At 64.5% G+C, this 19,299-nt stretch carries 6 protein-coding genes; 2 read left to right on the forward strand and 4 right to left on the reverse strand.

Annotated features, from left to right (window positions below):
- Positions 1 to 17: 17 nt before the first annotated feature.
- From PAN31117_RS16365 to PAN31117_RS16375, 3 genes are read right to left on the reverse strand one after another with little or no spacing between them, the layout of a single operon-like run.
- Positions 18 to 3,065: an efflux RND transporter permease subunit gene (locus tag PAN31117_RS16365; RefSeq protein WP_150739109.1), complete on the reverse strand. Its 3,048-nt coding sequence runs from the start codon at positions 3,063 to 3,065 to the stop codon at positions 18 to 20.
- On the reverse strand, positions 3,065 to 4,177 hold the full coding sequence (locus PAN31117_RS16370; protein WP_150739110.1) for an efflux RND transporter periplasmic adaptor subunit: 1,113 nt from the start codon (positions 4,175 to 4,177) through the stop codon (positions 3,065 to 3,067). Before PAN31117_RS16370 ends, PAN31117_RS16365 begins: the two co-directional genes overlap by 1 nt.
- Entirely contained in the window at positions 4,164 to 5,558 is a 1,395-nt protein-coding gene (locus tag PAN31117_RS16375; RefSeq protein ID WP_246189127.1) for a TolC family protein, read from the reverse strand. The genes PAN31117_RS16370 and PAN31117_RS16375 overlap by 14 nt, the downstream gene beginning before the upstream one ends.
- Before the next feature lie 210 nt (positions 5,559 to 5,768).
- On the opposite strand from PAN31117_RS16375, the gene PAN31117_RS16380 reads away from it, so the two are divergent.
- On the forward strand, positions 5,769 to 6,431 hold the full coding sequence (locus PAN31117_RS16380) for a response regulator (protein ID WP_150739111.1): 663 nt from the start codon (positions 5,769 to 5,771) through the stop codon (positions 6,429 to 6,431).
- Positions 6,428 to 7,756: an ATP-binding protein gene (locus PAN31117_RS16385; RefSeq protein WP_150739112.1), complete on the forward strand. Its 1,329-nt coding sequence runs from the start codon at positions 6,428 to 6,430 to the stop codon at positions 7,754 to 7,756. The genes PAN31117_RS16380 and PAN31117_RS16385 overlap by 4 nt, the downstream gene beginning before the upstream one ends.
- 89 nt (positions 7,757 to 7,845) lie before the next feature.
- Here PAN31117_RS16385 and PAN31117_RS16390 read toward each other — a convergent pair whose 3' ends face one another.
- Positions 7,846 to 19,254, reverse strand: coding sequence for a filamentous hemagglutinin family protein (locus PAN31117_RS16390; RefSeq protein ID WP_217429664.1), 11,409 nt, complete (start codon positions 19,252 to 19,254; stop codon positions 7,846 to 7,848).
- Between the last annotated feature and the right edge of the window lie 45 nt (positions 19,255 to 19,299).

Raw genomic sequence — 19,299 nt, forward strand, 5'->3', positions numbered from 1 at the left:
CCAAACCTAGACGGCCGTCATTTCGATTTGGGGCGAAGGACTGCCTTAAGTAATGCGGGGAGCGCCAGAAGGACCAGCGGCATCTGAACGATAAGGCCCGCGATGATGGCCACCGCCAATGGCTGTTGCATGGCGGAGCCTTGTCCGATGGCGAACGCCAACGGCAGCAGGGCAAGAATCGCCGCCAACGTCGTCATCGCAATCGGACGAAGCCGATTCTGCCCGGCGACAATAAGCGCATCTTCCAACGGCATGCCCTCCCGAGTCAGGCTCTGAAGCTCCGATACATAGAAGATCGCCACCTCTGTCACGATGCCGATGATCATCGTCATCCCCATCATCGCTGTGATGTTCAACTCGATGCCGGTCGCCCACAAGCCGACGAATACCGCGCCAGCGGCCAGCATCGGCATGGCCAGCACAGCGGCCGCCACACGAAAGCGCTCGTAGAGGAACAGCAACAGCGCAAAAACCAGCGCGACGGCCGCCCCGAACACGACCATCAGACCGTGAAACGCGATTTGCTGCTGCTCGTAGAGCCCGCCCAGCGCGTAGTAAGTCCCCTTCGGTAACAACGGTTGCGTGCTCAGCATCTGCTTCACATCGCCGATCACCGAGCCGAGATCGCGCCCGCTGATCCGGGCCGTCACCGCCACCATCGGCTTCAGGTTGTCCCGTTCAATCTCGGGTTGCCCGGTCACAGGAACAAGTTTGGCCACGCGGTCCAGGGGAAACAGATGACCGTCGGGGGCACGCAGCAACAGTTGCGCGAGGCCGGTATCCGTCAGCGCCTTCGCACCGGCCAGCTGAACGCGAATCCCCACGGCTTTGACGCCGACCTGATAGGTCGTCGCCACATTGCCTGCCAGCAGATCCGAAACCTGTTGGGCCACCCACTGCGGATCGACGCCCTGCGCCGCCGCTGCATCGGGCTGGATCCGGATGTCGAGCGCGTCACCGGCCGGATTGATGCCGTCATTGACATCGACAACGCCCGACACATGCGCGAGCGCCCCCGCGACCTTACGCGCCGTTGTCTCGAGCACCGCCTGATCGTCGCCGTAGATCTTGATTTGCACGGGTTGAGGCACCGCCGTCAGATCGCCGATGAGATCCTCCATCAGTTGGGCGAACTCAACGCTCACGCCGGGCACCCTGGCTTCCACCTGCGTGCGAATGTCATTCATGACGGTGTCGATCGGTTGCCTGCTACCGGACTTCAACCGCACGAAGAAGTCCCCTCGATTCGGCTCGCCCAGACCACCGCCCAGCCCGGTTCCCGTGCGTCGCGAGTACGTCTGCACGTTCGGGTTGGACTGAACGATCTGCTCGATCTGGCGCACCAGTCGATCGCTTTCGGTCACCGATGTGCCGGGGGCCGTGTGATAGTCCAGCACGAAGCCCCCCTCGTCCATGCTCGGCATGAAGCCGCTGCCGACCTGCGTGAACGCAAATGCAGCGGCCACCGCGAGCGGGACGATCCCGAGCAGCATGCGTGACGGGCGTAGCGTCAGTCCCCTGACGACGCGCGTGTAGCGCACGTCAACCCATCGCGCAATCTTCCCGCTGCTGTCCGCGTGGGCGTCTTTGGCCGTCAGCCAGTGATCGCAGAGCAGCGGGATCGCCAGCCATGTCACACAGAACGACACAAAGAGCGCGCTCGCCATCGTGATGGAAAGCGCCTTGAAGAATGCGCCCGTGACGCCGGTAAGAAAAGCCAGCGGCACAAAAATGATCAGTGTGGCTGCCGACGAACCGGCAAGCGGTCGCGTGAACTCAAGCGCCGCCGCCATGACGCGGCCGCGAAACTTCTCTGCGCCATGCTCGTGCATGCGCCGCACGATGTGCTCGATCATCACGATGGCGTCATCGATGATCAGACCGACAGCTGCCGCCATGCCGCCCAGCGTCATGATGTTGAGTCCCATGCCGAACAGATGGAGCACCAGAAACGTTGCCGCCATCACCACAGGCACCTGCGCGACAGCGATGGTGGTAATTTTCCAGTTCCGCAGAAACAGCAGCAACGTGAAGGCGGCCAGCACTACACCGATGAGCATGGCGTCGCGAACGCTGGCCGCAGACGCGATGACAAGCTCACTTTGGTCGTACCAGTTGGAGAGCTTCACGTCCGACGGTAACTGCGCCTTGAAGTCCGCCAGCTTTGCCTGAACGTCGCGTGCAATCGCCACGCTGTTGGCGCCCGGCTGCTGGTAGATGTTGAGCAGCACGGCATCGCGGCCGTTGGCGGTGACGCGCAGCCATTGCGGCACAGTCCCCTGCGTGATGTTCGCGACGTCCGACAAATGGATCGGTCCGCCCGGCGTGTTCGCCACAACCACCTTGCCAAGCGTCTCCGGTGACGTCAACGACGCGTGGGCGATGGCCAAATACAGCTTGTCGTGATCTTCGAGCCGACCGCTCGCGAGCAGCACGTTGCTTGCCCCAACCGCCTTGACCACGTCGCCAATCGCCAGATTGTGGGCCGCGAGCCGAAGCGGGTCGACGGTGACCTCAAGCTCGTCCTGCGCGCCGCCTGCGGCCTCGACTCTCGCCACCCCGGCCACGGCCGACAACAGCGGACGCAACTGATATTGGGCAAGGTTGTACAGCTCCGAAGGAGAGCGTTTCGCACTTGTCAGGCTATAGGCAATGACCGGAAACACCGTCGGGTCCATTCGCCGGACCCGCGTTGACGTCCCGGCCGGTAGTGAGGGCAACGTCTCCGCGATGGCCGACTGAATCTGAAGCGTGGCCAACGCCATGTCGGTGCCCCAGTCGAAGTTCACCGCAATCTCGGCGCTGCCACGACTCGTTCGGGACGTCACGCCGCGCACGTTCGGCGCACGATGCAGCGCCTCTTCGACCGGCATGGTGACGAGCGTCGCCATTTGCTCGGCGGGACGGTCACCCGCGTCCAGCGACACAACGACACGCGGAAACGCAACGTCCGGAAACAGCGAAATCGGCAACTGCGTCGACATGAGTGCGCCTGCAATTGCGATCATCGATACGACGAACAGCAACGAGCGCCTGTGCGCCTGCATCCATTGCACGAAACTCATCAGTGGTCTCCTGCGACGGTCACCGTCATGCCTTCGGTCAGCTCGTAGTTGCCTGCCACGACGACCGGTGCCCCTTTGAGCAAATCGCCGTCGACACCGTACTTCTCCCCGGCATCGACTTCCGGACGCACCGCGATTCGGTGCGCGCGGTGCAAGCCGTCGATCTGGAAGAGATACGCGCCGTCCTTGTCGCGAAGCACGGCGCTGCGCGGTACGATCCAGTGTTGCGCCGGTCGCGTCTGGATAGATGCACTCACGCGCGTGCCGGGAATCAGGCCCGGGCTCGCGGGCACATAGGCCGTCACAACCACAGCCTGCGTGACCGGATCGATGGCTGCACCGATGGTCGCGACGCGTCCGGAGACGACACCGCCCGTCAGATTGGCCGAGACCCGCCGGACCTCGACCACGTCCCCCGGTTGGATACTGGCCGCGAGAGACGGCTCGACGTTCAGGACAAGGTTCGGCACCTGCGCGTGCTGCGCGTCGCGCGCCAGAAGGCCAAGCGGTGCACCGCTTGCAACCTGATCGCCCTGCCCCGCATTCAGTTGAACCACAACGCCGTCAAAGGGCGCGCGCACCGTTTGCGTTCCGTTCGTCGCGCCGACACGCTGTTGAACTGCCTCGGCCTGCACGGCGTCATCCAGCGATTTTTGCGCCGCGTCGAGTTGCGATTGCGTCGCCAAATGGGTGTCGTAAAGCGCGCGCGTATGCGACAGCTCTCGTCGGGCCGCCGCCAGTGCCGTACTCGCCTGATCGCGCGCGAGGGTCGCGGCAGCGTCCGCCACCACGTCCATCAACGGCGTGCCCTTGGCGACCCGCTGACCGGGCGCAACGCGAAGCGCCACGATCCGCACCGTATAGGGCAGCGTGACGGACTGGACCGCCGCGCCGGATGCCGACACGGCACCGTACGCGCTGACCGGTTGTGCAATCACCGCTTGCCTCACGGGTAACGCCGTCACCGAGACGGTGGCGGCATCCGCCGCCGCGCTTGCGCTGAACGTGGCGAGCAGACAGCCAAGACCGAGTACAACGGCCTGCCCCAACGAGAGAATTTGCGGGCGTGCACCGGCCCATCGGCGCGCGGCCGCTTGTTCATTTCGGTTCATGATTGGACTCCTTGGACGGGGTGCTTTCGGACACCATGGCCAGCCCGGCCAGCGTTTCGATGGTGATGTCCTGCTCTTCGATGGCCTCACGCAGCGACAACGCCTCGATGGACTTTGCCAACCACGCCAGACGACTGTCGGTATAGGCAGAGAGCGTTAGATTGCGGGCTTGAAACTCGCGGGTTGCGTCGGCGCTCACTTGCGACAGACCGGGAAGCACGCTTTCGACGTCGCGAAGCTGCGTACGCGAAATCGTGCGATCCGCACGCAACCGAGCGATATCGGCATAGGCCTGATTCAGACGAATCTGGTACTCGTCGTGCAGCCGGTTGCGCGTCGCGGATTCGATGGCGACGTTGCCCTGATTTCGATTGAAGATGGGCAGGCTCAGATTGATCTGAAAGCCCGAGGTGTAGACGTTCGAGGTGTCACGCGCTCGAACAAAGCCAACCGTCAGGCTTGGGAACTGCTTGAGAATGGCCTGCCGATACTGCGCATCCTGCGCCGCATAACCTTGTGCCAGCGCCAGCAAATCTGCACGACGTTGTGCGAGATGGCCAGCGGCTTCATCCAGCGCGACGTCGGACGCCGCAGCATCGCGCGCACCGCCGATCAGCGTGAGTTCCGTCTCCGGCGACAAGCCGAGCAACGCGTTGAGATCGGCATGCGCCTGAAGATCTGCATGCTGCAAGTCGGTGTATTGCTTGCGGGTATCCTGCGCGGAGGTTAGTGCTGCGCTGACGTTATCCGAGGTCAGATTGCCCGCGCTGACCGCCACCCGATAGGTCTCATATCGAGCCTGCGCTAGTTCACTCGCCTGACGCGCCAACGGGAGCAGTTCATCCTGCATGCGGACCTTCGCGAACAGGCGGCGGGCCTGAGCGATGATCTGCTGCTCCTGCCAGAGCAGTCCAAGATCGAGCTTACCGACGTTATGTTCCGCCACGGCTTTCGCCCCGGGAATCGAGGCAATCGCCATCAGATCCATACTGACGCCGTAGTTAAACGCACGCGTCGCATTACTGCCACCCGGGGTCACGTAATCGCTCGATATCCCCACCTGCGGATCGGGCAGCAATCCAGCGGCGTAAGACTGCACATGGGCAATCCCCAGATCGTCGCGCGCCAGTTTCAGGTCGGGATTATTCGAGACGGCAAGCATCGCCACCTCGACACTGTCCAGACCGTCCGACGGATCGAAGTGGTGCGCCGCCAGCGCGGGAAAGCGCAACGTTGCGGCGTCGATGGGAATGCGGCTGACGTTCGACGGGACATTTGGCTGCGTCGGCAGAGGCACAGCGCGATACATCGTGCAGCCGCCGAGCAGTACAGCGCTCAGTAGTGTCGAACCAGCGACGATACAACAGGGTCTGGATAGCAATCTGGGCCTCCAACGGCAAGGAGTGGTGACGTTGGGGCGATTCTAGAAAGCGGTCCCTTAAGAACTGCTTAAGCAAGCCATACAAGCGGGGGCATTGCCCGTGAACGGCACGACGGCCACCGGTTAAGCATCTCCTAAGGAAAGCGGTGGCAGAATGCCTGTTTATCGAGTTGCGACTCACGGCATGTTGGCGTTTGGGGAAACTACGGGATGAGACTACTGCTGGTCGAAGACGACCCGATGATCGCCGAAACGGTGCAGGACGCCATGCGTAGCGAAGGGCATGCCGTGGACTGGGCAGCCGATGGCCGTGCGGCGGAATTGTCGTTGGGCAATGCCGTCTACGAGCTGGTGCTGCTTGATCTGGGGCTACCGAAACAGGACGGCATCGAAGTTCTGAAACACTATCGCAAGGCCGGTGGCACGTCTCCCGTCCTGATTCTCACGGCCCGCGACGCCCTGACGGATCGCGTGCAGGGGCTGGATGCCGGTGCAGACGACTATCTGGTCAAACCGTTCGAACTGGACGAGCTGGCCGCCCGGGTCAGAGCGCTGGGCCGTCGCAGAGTCGGACAGGCCGCACCGCTCTACGTACATGGCACGCTGACGCTGGACCCTTCCGCCCATACGGTTTCACTTGATGGGGAGGCGGTCGACCTTCTCCCCCGCGAATTCGCGTTGCTCTGCGCGTTGATAGAAACGCCGACGCACGTCTTCACCCGGCGTGAGCTCGAAGAGAAGCTCTATGGCTGGGGAGAGGAAGTCGGCAGCAACACGATCGAGGTGCACGTTCATGGCTTGCGGCGAAAGATCGGGGCGCAGCGCATCGTCACCGTTCGCGGCGTGGGATATCGCATGGCACAAACCCAATGAAATCGATCCGCTGGCGGCTGATCGTCTGGCTGGTGGCAGGGCTGGTTTTGCTTGCGCTCGTCGCAGGATACGCCCTGTATCGTACGGCCCGGAACGAGGCCGCAGAACTGTTCGACTACGAGTTGCGCACGGTGGCACTGTCATTGCCGGTCACGTCAGCGGATGGCGAAATACCGAAGTCGCCGGACAGCGCCGACTGGGGCGGGCTTGCCGAGGATCGCCTGCTGATACAACGTTGGGACAGCGATAACAAGCCGCAGTACCACAACGAAGCCGCGTTATCGATGCCGCGCCTGACATCGGGATTCCACGAAAAGGAATGGGACGAGACGCACTGGCGCACGTACGGCATCCAGCTTCCCGACCGATACGTTCAGGTCGCGCAGCCGATTGCGGTGCGCGATACGTTAGCCGTCGGCATGGCGCTTCGCATCATTGCCCCGCTCTGGATGCTCGTGCCGTTCATCGTTCTGTTCGTCCTCTGGGTCGTCTCCAAAGGACTGCAACCGATCTCGGCGATCTCGCGCTCTGTCGCGCAACGCTCGTACGAGTCGCTTTCGCCCTTGCACTTCGAGCAAGCCATTCCGAGTGAAATCGCATCACTGGTCGATTCGCTGAACGATCTTCTCGCGAGGCTGGATCAGGCGGCGTCGGCACAGCGCGTCTTCATCGCCAACGCCGCCCATGAGCTTCGTTCACCACTGGCTGCGCTTAAGCTCCAGTTGCAGCACGCGAACCTTCAGGGGGCCTTAGGTGCCAACCCGGTCGTCGTCGCAAAGCTGGAGGGCAGGCTTAATCGACTGATTCATCTCGTGCAACAGTTACTCGACCTCGCCCGGGCAGACGCCGACCAGATCGATATTCGGAACGTTGTGGATGTCAGGGCCATCGCGGAACATGTCGTGGCCGATTATTCCTTCATCGCAGAGAGTCGTAACGTCGATCTCGGGCTGGTCGGATCAGACGGCCCGCTTCACATCCACGGCGACGGCACCAGCCTCACCATGCTGTTGGCGAATCTTGTCGACAACGCCCTTCGTCATACGCCGCAAGGCGGTGCCGTCGATGTGCGACTATCGAGCGATAACAATGGCGTGACACTGGAAGTGATCGATACCGGACCGGGTGTCGCGCCGAATGAACTAGATAAGGTCACCACACGGTTCTATCGGGGTGACGAAGCGGTCGGGCAAGGCAGCGGCCTGGGGTTGTCGATTGTCAGTCGGGTCGCTGAGCGTCATCGTGCACGACTGGTGCTGGAGAATCGAACAGACCGGACGGGCCTGATTGCGCGCGTGGCACCGTTGTCGGCGGCTGACGCCTGAGCGGTGCCTTCATGCGGGCTGCCGGTCGACATCGCAAACGGAGCCGGCGGCAATCGCCGCCGGCCCCTTCCGTCAAACTCCTTCCCGCCTCAGTGACTCTGCGCCGCAGCCGGTTGCATCCGCTTACGCTCGGCGTCGCTCAGACTACGCCACAGTACAGGATCGACCTTGCCGCCCATACCGAGAATCTGCACCGGGCTCGACGCATCGTACCGATAGCCCGCACCGTAGCGTGCCGCGTCGCCGTTGGCCGCCGACGGCTTACCTTGCGCCTCGCCCTGCGAACCCTGCGCCGACGCGCCCAACATCCGCACCGTGAAGATCGACGACTGCCCTGCGCGTTGGCTGGCCCGGTCGCGCGACACGGCATCCTGCGCTGCCGCAGCCGCCTGTGCGGCCGTCGCACTCGCGTTCGTCAACGCCCCCACATTCACCGCTGCGATGGTCGGAATGCCCACCGACTTACCCTGCACCTGAATGTTGTCGGCATTCAGCACCCGTAGCGCCGCGATGTTGACGTTGCCGGACACGCGAATACCCGCTTCGCCCGCATCAATCGTGCCGAGCGGCGCGATCAGGTCGATGTCGCCCGGCGGAATCTCCGGAATCGGATTGAGCGTTGCGATCCCGGCCCCGGTGTTCGGTGTCGTTGGCGACAGCGAAACCATGCCCATCTCGTCGTACACACGACGCTGCGGCGTATAGACCACCGTCGACTTCGAACCGCGCCCGGCGTTGATGTCTCCTTGCGCCGACCACGCCAGCACATTACCGCCGAACGTCGTGAAGATACGGCTCTGGCCCAACAGGATGCTGTCTCGCGAATATAGATCCACGTTGCCGCGACCCTGCGTGAGGATACCCGACCCTTCTCCCGGCACGAAGCCACCGTCCACGCCGATCAGCGTGCGCCCGCCCGGCGTGAGTATGCTCACGCCACCGCCGAAGTCGGTGTGAATCCCAGCATCCTTGACTTCGTAGTGCGCCACATCGTACTGCGGGCTGCCGCGCGCAATCCACTGTGCCTCCGTCAGATACTTCACGCCCGGCAAGGGGCGCGTCGTCGACTGATCGCGATAGAGGTTCTCAAGGTAATACGTCGCGCTGCTGTACATTGTCAGGCTGCCCTCGTACGAACGCGCCGTGCCGCCTTCGTCCTGCAAGGGGAAGAGCGTGGCAATGGCTTCGCGGCCGCGCAGATAGCTTCCCGCGCGCGGACCGTTCGCGTCGTTGTACTCACGCCCGGATGCACGCAACTCCGCAAAATACACGTCCGGCAGATACGCCCGCTGCTGCTCCGGCGGCAAGCCGCCAAAGAACGTTGCAGCATCCATCGACGCCGCATCGAAATGCAGCCCAAGGGCGTTGCGTCCGCCAAAGCGCGTGCTCAGCCAGTTCACGAGATACAGCTGGCTTTGCTGCGCGAACTCGGTGCGCAAGTCACGCTTGGCGGCGCCGCCCGCCGCACCCGCCGACCGGGTTGCCGCATCCAGTTCCGTCTGCTTGGTGACAAGGAAGGCATCGGCACCGGCCGCGTCGCCCTGATAACCGAATTCCTGACGCAACCATCCGGGGAGCGTCAGCTCGCCACCGTAGACGACCACCGCCTTGCCCGGCTGATCGGCGAGCGGTCGGCCTGCTTCCGCGAGATTGGCGGGGTCGAGATAACGTGCGGCAAAGCGCTTGAAGTCGACGCCATCCAGGCCCTTTGCGCCGACGCCCGCAGCCACGGCAATCGCAGCGCCGTTGCTGCGATCCCCCGGTTTGACGTTGGCCAGCGCGCCCAGACTGCGCAGCTCCGCGCGGTCGCCCATCAACACGTCGCGGCCCGCCGTCACTTCCAACGCCCCCGGACCGGCGACGTAGAACGTGCTGTAGCGAATGTCCCGCCCGGCCGACACGATGGAAACGTCGTCGGCAAAGTTGTGCACGATCAAATTGCCTTTCGACACCACGGCCCCGCCCGGCACCGGCTTTCCCGGGTTGTCGACCGGGTCTTGGTAGTCCGGCTGTGTTGTCCAGCCCGCGAAGTCGCCGCTCGTCGCCACGGAACCTGTCAGCGGCGTGCCGGAGTCCACGATGTCGCGTCCGGCGCGAATGATCACCGCGCCATTGCCTTCGTACCAGGTCGGCTGTGTGCCTTGTCTTGGCAGGATCGATCCGCGATAGTCGATCGCCCCTGTCTGCAAGCCGACGATGTCGCCGGTGACCGAATAAAAGCGTCCTGGCGAGACGCGGTCGTAGATATATCCGGAGACCGTTGCGGGCGTCAGGCTGAATAAGGGGAACGTGTTCGCCGACTCGGGACCGTAAAACTCGAAGATCGACGGCGCGAGCGCATCCTGGCGAACGTTCGTGAGATAAGCGCGTCCCCACGGCATGGTGCGCGTGCCCCCTGCGAACGCGGGCGACTGCGGCGTGGGCAATGCTGTCGGGTCTGCCGCTGAACGGCTCATCTGGAAGCCGGACCCGTAGATCGAACGGGCAGCGAGCATCTCAAGCGCCCCACCGTCGCTCGGCACCACGAATAGCGAACTGACAGGTGTCGGCGCCAGCAGCATCGGCCAGAAACCCGAGGACGGTCCGCCGTCCCGTGCGGTAACGCCGGTGGCCGAATAACCGTTGTAGATATTGCCACCGCCCGTCGCCACCCGAAGTACGGACGGCAGGACGAAGCGGCCATCGCTGGGCGCGTAATTCGTAGTGTCGCGCTCGGCGTCGGCAATGGCGGTGAGCGGTGCGACGTTGCCACCGGCGCTCAACAGATCGATCGCCGTCGACGGCGTCCACAGCGTGAACCAGCTATGGCCTTCGCCGCTGTAATTGACACCGTTATACGAGAATGGCGTGCCGTTGGTGCGTTGCGACGTCCGCGTCGCATCGCCGTAGCCGCCGATGACCAGATCGCCACGTGTCTCGATGCGCGCAGCGGAATCCCCCAGCACAAGCGTGGGGCCGCCCGTGGCGTGCGCGAACTCCGAAACAAAGGGATCGAGCGCACGCGACTCTCGCAGGTCCGGCGCGCCGAACCACGCGTCGACCCCGCCGAGCGCACCTGCCGCGATGCGCGTTGCACCGCGCAGGTTGGTAAAAGTGCCGTTCAGTCCGATGTTACCGTTACGCCAAGCCGAGGAATCGGTAACGACACTGCCGACTGACGTCAGGGCGCGCACTTCACGAACCGGATTCAGTCCACCGCCGATGCGAATGTCGAGGTCGCCGCCGCCGGTCAGTTCGATCTGTTTACCGTCCTGAGAGACGCGGCCGGTGCTGGCCACCGCGACGTTTAACCCTTCACTGCGCGATGTGGCAGAGGTGCCAAAACCACCTCCCGGTCCCATGCGCGACTCCAGCATGCCTGCGTTGCCACCTGCTTCGAGCACCAAATTGCCCCCACCCAGTGTGCCGATGCCCGTGAAGCCGAGCAGATAGGGCGATGTCGAGTACGACGAGTAACCCTCTGTCGGCCCAGTGGCGTAAGTGCCGAAGTTGATCCACCATGCACTCGGCACACCGCCCTGTGCAATGGCCGAGCCTGAGCCTTGCCGCCAAACCCAGTTACCGACGATGGAAGTATCGTTCCCTTCGCGGGGCTGTCCGAACGGGAGAGAGCGCTGATAGTTGTTACGCACGCCCACGGTATCGCCGCGAATGTCGCCCTGCGCGCGCACCAGCACATTGCCGCCATGCTCCGGGTACCACGCTGCGTAGAGACTGTCCGCACCGCCGTCGACGAACTTTTCAAGCGTGCCGCCCTTCTCGCCGAGGACGTTCGCGTCCTTCACTTTGGCGCGCGCCATGTTGTATTGGCTCGCGACGGTGCGCGATTGCGTGCCCGCCGTGTAGACCCCGTAGAGCGAATTCATCGTCAGGTTGCCGCCAGCGAGCAAATCGAGATCGCCGGTGCCGGTGCGCAGCACGCTGAAGATCGGCTCGCGCGCAGGCTTGACCTCAACGACATAATCAGGCGGTGTTCCCGGCGTCACGAGCTTGAAATAGTCCCCCCACCCGTTCCACATCGCAACGTCGTCTTCGGTGAAGATCGCCCAGTCGGCCAGTTCCTGCGGCGTGACGATCTCGCCCGGCGCGTTGCCGTCCGCGCCCCAGCGATACACGCCGAGCGAACCGGTGCCCGGCACGATGTTGCGCTCCTCCCCCATACCGTAGTGCGTGTCCGAGAGCACGAGATGTCCATCGGTCGCGAACGGACGCAATGCCCTCGGATCGGCGGCCGTCGTATCGGCACCGGCGACCAGTCGCATCGACCACGACGCCGATCCCGGCACGAGCATGGGTGCCAGCGCCAGCGTGCGGCCTTGCGCACCGGTAGCATCCGCCGGACGCAAGTTGACCGATATCGCGCCTCCCGGCAGCTTCACGTCGGTCTCCGCCGGAATGATCGCGCCCTTGCGCAACGCGATATTGTTCGCGAGCATGAAGGACACAGGCATGACAGCGCCCGCAGGCCACGTCATCGCGCGCACCGGTGCGACGGTTGGCAGCACGAGACCCGCGTCGAGTTGCGCGCCGCTGCGCAGCGTGATCGCCGACGACAGCACCGAACCGGCGGCATACACGACGTTGCCCGATGAATCGCGCACAGCACCGGCGAGCACCGTGCCCGCGGGCAGCGTGAGGTCTGCCGACAACGTGACGCGCGTCGGCAGACGTGTGCCTGCTGGCAGCGTGACAGCCGCCACAGGGATGTCGTAGTTAAGCGCACGCTCGGCAGGGAATACCGTGCCCGTGACTAGCGTGACGAGTCCCCCCACAGGCACGACGGCATCACCGCCCCAGCCTGCCGTGCCGCTGGTCAGAATCCAGCCTTTGTCGTCCGGCGAGCTGGTCAGCTTTGTCGTGTCGAAGCCATCCGTCACGCTGCCGTAGATATTCAGATTGCCACCCGCGCGAATCGTCAGCGATCCGGCCTCACCGCTGCCGTACACGCCGGTCTTTTGCGTGTTCGGATTCAGGCTGACGTAGCGATACTTCGACATGTCGATATCGCCGTCAATATGGATGTCGCCGTTGGGTGTCGCACTCACGATTTCGACGCCGGGGCGCAGGTGGAAGGCGTCCGTATAGCGACGCAATCCGGCCAGACGTGCAAGCAACGCCTGATTCGCGACGGCGTTATTCATGAACGTCTCGCTCTGCGCGTGCAGCGTGTCGAGATAGTCCTTGTCGACGATCTGATACGGACGTCCGTCGACCGACACATCGGTGCCCGGACGCGCATTGGCGTCGCGCTGCATGCCGTTGACGGTGATCGAACGTGCCCCGTCGATGACGATATTGCCGCCCGCATCGATGGCGATGTCGTTACCCGTCGCATTGCCCGCGCCGTTCGGCCCCAATCGCTTGGCGCTGATCTCGACGGTGCCCACAACGACCGACGCACCGCGAGCGTCACCGGTTCCGGCGCGCACGTCCATGCGTGCGCCGTCGGCGAGCACCACGCGGCCATCGTTGCCGTTGATCTCGATGACGGCCCGGTTCGACGCTTCGATTGGCTTACCGTAGCTGTCCACGCGCAGCGTGGTGCTGTGTGCGTCGAGTACGGCGTTGCCACCAATGCCCACGCCATCGCGTGCCGACAGCCGAATGACGCCTGCCTGCTCGCCACTCGCATCCACACGGCCCAGCACATCGAGCCGCCCGCCGTCGACCGACAGCGTCACTTCGCGCGCCTTGAGTTCGTTGCCGACAACGAGATCGCCCTGCTTGATCTGGAAGCTGCGGCTGCCGAACACGCCACCTTGGCCGAGTCGCGCGTTGAGTCCTGCGAAGTCGTCGATGCGCTGTGCACGCACGTCGAGGCCACCGGCCGCAAACGGCACCCACGTGCCCCCTGCGTCGTATTTGCCGCTCGCGCCGCCGAGCAACTGACCCGCAAGCGACACCGATCCGGCGGTACCGCCCAGCGCTACCACCGACAACTTGCCTGCCCGGTTCTCCTTTGCCGACAGGTCGATGCGCGAGGCCTCCGCCTGACGCACGTTGCCGTTCACGCTGGAGAGAATGACGTCACCGCCCCAGCTGTATTTGCTGACGTCGAAGAAATCGAGTTTGCGCCCGGCCAGATCGAGCTGCGCACCGTCGGCGAGCGTGACGTCGTCCTGCGCCGAGACCGTGAGCTTCCCGCTGGGTAGCACGATGTTCGTATCGACGCGCGCCGCGCCGCCCGCGCTCAATCCGACTTCCGCGCCCAGCGCCGACACGAGCAGTCCGTTGTCGAGCACTGGCTTTTGACGAGCGCTGGCGTTGCCTACGGTCACGTTGCCGCCCGCCGTAAAGCGGTTCACGGAACCGGTGGCCCCCGTGAGCATCGGCGTATCGATCACCAGATCGCCGCCGCTGTAATCGTAGTTCTGCGTCTGCGGATTCCAGCCGCCCTGCGAGCGGTAGACCGAGAGCGATCCCTTGTGATTTGCCGTCACGCGCTCGCTGGCATTGAGTTCGACGGTGGAGAAACCGACCGCCACGCGGTTCATGTCGTGGTTGACGTCGGGCAGCGTACCGGGACCGGCACCGAACTCGATATTGCGCGCGTCGATGACCAGTCGTCCACTGCCGGTCCCGGCACCACCGGCCGTCACGCCACCGGTCGGCAAGCGTGACCCGGACCACACCAAATGGTCCGTGCGGATGCGGGCGAGCGCGTCGCTTGCGCCGTAGCCAAAGATCGCGGGCGTGCCGAGCACCAGCGTATCGATGGTCGATTTACCGGTCACGGCGTCGATGGTGGACAGCTCGACCGTATTGAAGAAGTTGATCGCGTCGCGTGCACTCAGCGACAGACTCTCAAGCGCGGGCGCGCCGTAGGCGGTATCCCCCTTCATGAGACGCGTCAGCACCGACTGATTGAGCGTCAGGCCGTCGGCGAGCCGACCCGCCGCGCTCAGGGCGTCGAGCGTCGATTGATCCGCGACATTGACGCGCCCCACCGCCAGCGAGAGGTTGCGCGTTCCGTAGCGCACTGCATCGGTGATGGTGAACCGCTTGTCGGTCGCCACCGCAATCGTGCCCTCCGACAACAGGAGCGTCTCGCCCGAGCAGGTGGCTGTCGATGCGCATACGCCCAGGTCGATGTAGCCCGCCCCGTACGTCCCGTCGCCCACCGAAGGCGGCAGCACCGCCAGACGGCCATTCGAGATGGCCAGCACCCCGGCGGAACCCGGATAGTAGACGTATCCCAACGAGGAATCCCACATCGGCATGCCGTAACCGAGCGTGCTGATGCCGCTGCCCTGCTCGATCCGGATGCCTCCCGTGGCGGAAGTCGTCACGAGGAATACCTCACTGCCGCGCAGCACCGCGCCGCCGCGCAGTTCGATCTCCCCCAGGGGCGTGCCGCTGAAGCTCGCCTGCGTCGCCGCGCGGATCGAGCCCTTCGAGTCGAACGCCACCGACGGCAACGCGCCGATCCCGATACGGGCGGCACCGACCGCGTTGATGTCGCGCGCGCCCACCGACACCACGCGGGGGTTACCGGTTGACGGCGTTGCGCCGGGGCCGAGAATATCCAGCTTTCCGCCCCCAACGAGTCCCACCAGCAGGCTCGAACCGTAGCCGCCTGCCGCCGGTGCGACGAGCGCAGTGCCGTCGAACGTGAGCGTCGGACTGTTACCGATCTTCCCTGCGTAGTCACCATTGAGGAATCGGAAATCGAGGCGTTTCGCATCGGCCTCGATGAGCGCGCGGGGCACGCCTTCGCGCTTGGCCAGTGCCCGCGCGAAGTCCGAATAGCTCATCTCGTTGTACTGCGAATACGTTCGCAGTACATCGGCCGACGTCAGCACCGCCTGTGTCGGTGACGCCTGACGAATACCCGTGTTGTTGACGCTCATCTGCACGGGCAGCGTGAGCGAACCGTTACGCATCGCCACCGGTGCCTGCCCCGCCTGCGTGCTCACCTGCGTCTGCAATTCCACGCGGTAGGCCCCGGGCATCAGCGCGAAGGTCGACGGCAACAGCGTGTAGGTGCCCGCAGGCAAGCCCGGCACGCCGTCGCCAATCGTGATCTGCTGTCCGACGCCCGGCGCCCCGGCACCGACGTCCTTGAGCGACGGAGCGTAGGCGGCCTGCACGCCCGGCACGATGGCGTAGACGAGATTGGTCGTCGCGCTCGGCAGGCGGAACGTCGCCTTCCCGCCCGACTGCACAACCTGCATCAGCGGTGCGAGACGCGCATCGACGGAGCCGCCGCGCCCCGTGAGGAACGCCGCGCCGAGAATCTGGCCACCACCGGAGAGATCGACGACGGCACCGGGCTGCACGTCGATAGCATGACTGTTGATGACGATCGACGGACCGTTGCCTGCCGCGCCATAGATCGCGTCGGCACCGGCGTTGAGATAGCTCAGTCCGTCGAGCGTACCGCCGTACGGCATCGTCAGCCCGTTGGCGCTCACCGACGTCACACTGCCGGGCAGCAGTTGCAACCGCGAGTTGATTTCGTAGGAGAGTGGCGAGCCGATGACGATCTGCCCCATCGGTGCGTGCAGGACACCGCCTTGTCGAATCGTGGGCGCAAACAGCGACAACGTGCCAAAGAGGGAGAACGGCTGTGCGGGCACACCGTCGCCCGAGCGTTCGATCCGCAGCACGCGATCCGTGTCGAGACGCGTATTGACGCAGCAATCCGTCAGGAAGCTGCGCTGTCCGACCACGATTTTGGCGATGGCATCCGTCGTCGGATAGATCTGCGCGGCCGCCAGCGTCAGGTCTCCGGCCGAGTAGAACGCCGTCTTGTCCTTGAGACGCAAGTCACCCGAGCTACGCAGCGCCACATCGCCGAACGCCAGACGTTCTACACGCAACGGCGTGCCCGCGTTGGTGACGATGGTCCCTGCGGTGCCGAACTGGAGCATGCCCGCCAGATCGATCAGCGCGGCGTCGATCTCGAACTTGGCACCCGACGCGAGCGGCGCCACGCCAAGTGTGCCCGCGCCGGACCCGGTGTTCATCGAGCCGATGATGGCGTTCGGCATGATGAAGTTGTCTTCCTGACGGCGTGTCGCACCGTCGAGCAAAACATAAGGCGCACTCAGCTTCACTTGCGTCGTACCCGGCGCGTTTTTGGCAAGACCGAGGGCGTTGGTCGTCAAACGCAGGCTCTGCCCCAACGACAGGCTTACGTTCCCGTCGAAGTCGATCATGCCGTTCGCGAGCAACGACAGGTTGTCGAAGCCACCCGATGTCACACGGTCGACGCCAAGGCGGGCCGTTCCCAAAGTGAGCCCGTTCTTACCGCCACCCGCCGCGTTCATCTGTCCGGCACGCAGGTCTTTGGACAGCACGCTGTCGCCTTGCGTTTGCGCGACGATCAGCTCGCGCGGCACGCGAACCGCATCGTCGACGTTCGCGCCGAGCAACGTCACGCGATCGACCTTCCCGTAGACCGGTGTCTCAAGTACGACATTGAGCGTGCCGCCCGCCGCGCCTGCGCCACCTGAGGTTGCCTTAATGTCGCCGTCGAGATACAGCCCACGGCCGGACGCGAGCGAGATCACGCCGCCGTTGCTGCTCACGCGGGTGCGTCCCTGGCCGGGGACGTCGATATCTGCGGCGGTGCCCGACGCGTCGAGTGTTGCGCCCGGACGCACGATCACGAAGGCGTCGGCCGCATCAACCTGCGTCGCGCCCGGCGTGTACTTCGCACCGATCTGAATCGTGCCACCGGCCAGCACTTTGCCAGTCGCAGCGCCCGACGCCGACTGCGCCGTGAAGGGACGTGCTGCCACATCAATCACTGCGTTGCTGCCGATCCAGATCGAGCGCGGCGTGAGCACACCCTCCGGCAGGTTTCGCGCGTCGCCGGTCCCGAAATCACCGGCGAGCAGGCTGACCGTGCCCGACGACGCGCGAAGTCCGCCGAGCATCGTCATCTGGTCATTGGACGTGAGCGCGATGCTGCGCCACGGATCGACCTCGATCAGTGCGCCGTGGCCGACGCTCATCGGCCCACGTTTGGCTTGCGAGCCTGCCGTGAGGGCGAAGTCTGCACCGCCACGCTGCGAGACTGCGCCCGAGACGGCATGGCTCTGCCACACGGGCGGCAGCCAGGCGCTCAGCACGCGCGAGGGATCGCTGGCGCTGATGGCGTCGCGAGCGGCCTGCATGTCTACGTTGAGCACCGGCATACGGACGTCGAGACGCGCGTTGTCCGCGATCACCGCCCCCATCTGCCCCGTCACGTCATATCGGGAGAAGCCGGTGGAGAAATAGGTCGGCGCGATGACGGTTGGCGACGCCACTTTCACCGCTTCGCCAAGCGTGAAGCCGATGGGCAGGAACGCGCCGCGTTCGAGCACCATGTCGACAGTCGTCGGCACACCCGCCTTGGCCACAACATCGAAGGGCACGACGGGCATGCCGTTCGGGAACACGTTCGCGGGCAGTACGTAGTTGCTTGCAAGGGTGCCGGACGAGCGCGAGAGCTTGCGCCCCGCCGGGACGACCTGCCCCGAGGAGAAGGAGAAATTGAGTTCGTCGTAGACGGTGTACACCGTGCCGCCTGCGCCGCTCGGCACAGTCCACGGGGCCGCAAGGACAGTCAATTGCGTCATGCTGAACGCGAGCTGCGCCGCAATCGGCTGACCGGGCTTCGCGCGCGAGATGTTCAGCACGTAATCGACGGGCAGCACCGTGCCCGCTTTGATCGTGTAATCCTGAAGCAGCGTCAGCCCGACCGGCATCGTCTCGCCGGGTGCAAGCCATCCGTCCTGCGCAAGCCCCTTGCCGCCGATGATGACGCCGGTGCCGGTGTCCAGTTTCAGCGTGCCGCCGCCAGATACGCCATAGGCGCGCAACGCGCCGTCGAGCAGCAACGCGCCGCTGCGCGTGCCGTTGGTGTCGTACTGACTGGCCAGCAGCGAGACATTACCGCCCTTACCGCCGCGTACCGTACCGTTCGAGAGCAACGCAGCGCCGGACGACACGTCGATGGCAGACCCTGCCGACAGTCGCACGTCGCCCGTGCTCGACAACACCACGTTGCCGCCATTCACGAACGGCATGCCACGCAAGCCATCCTCGCCATCGTCGGTGCGGCTCCACAGGCCCCGCGTATCGAGCGTGACGCCGTTCGCCAGCTTCACGTACTGCTCGCCGCCGATGCCCGCCGGGTCGGCGATGGGGATGTCGAGCCAGGTACCGGTCGAGCCGTCCGCCACGCGCGTCAGGATGTTGCCCGCATTGATCGCGCCACCACGCGCCGCCAGATCCGCACCGATGTCGACGCGTGTCGCATGCAGTCCGATGTCGCCGCCGTCTGCCACTTGCAGGTTACGTGTCACGGCGACGCTCTCGCTCGCCAGCAGTTTGACGCTGCCGAAATGCTGTCGATTCAACCAACCGGCGTCGAGCGAGAGTTTGCCTGCGCGTTGCGTATCGAACGCCGACCCGAGTCCAATGGAGGCTGCCAGTGCCTGCACGTCGCCCACGTCGATAGTGCGCACCACCGCCGACGGGCTGTCGCGCAAGGCGAGTGCCACGTCGTCGTAGTACGGCGTGAGCTTGCCGACGATCAGTTGCCCGCC

The sequence above is a fragment of the Pandoraea anapnoica genome, from assembly GCF_902459765.1.
GTDB classification, from domain to species: domain Bacteria; phylum Pseudomonadota; class Gammaproteobacteria; order Burkholderiales; family Burkholderiaceae; genus Pandoraea; species Pandoraea anapnoica.

Excerpts from the sequence above, each read along its gene's own strand:
- PAN31117_RS16365 (WP_150739109.1), bottom strand. The coding sequence starts at position 3,065 with ATGAGTTTCGTGCAATGGATGCAGGCGCACAGGCGCTCGTTGCTGTTC.
- PAN31117_RS16370 (WP_150739110.1), bottom strand. The coding sequence starts at position 4,177 with ATGAACCGAAATGAACAAGCGGCCGCGCGCCGATGGGCCGGTGCACGC.
- PAN31117_RS16380 (WP_150739111.1), top strand. The coding sequence starts at position 5,769 with ATGAGACTACTGCTGGTCGAAGACGACCCGATGATCGCCGAAACGGTG.
- PAN31117_RS16385 (WP_150739112.1), top strand. The coding sequence starts at position 6,428 with ATGAAATCGATCCGCTGGCGGCTGATCGTCTGGCTGGTGGCAGGGCTG.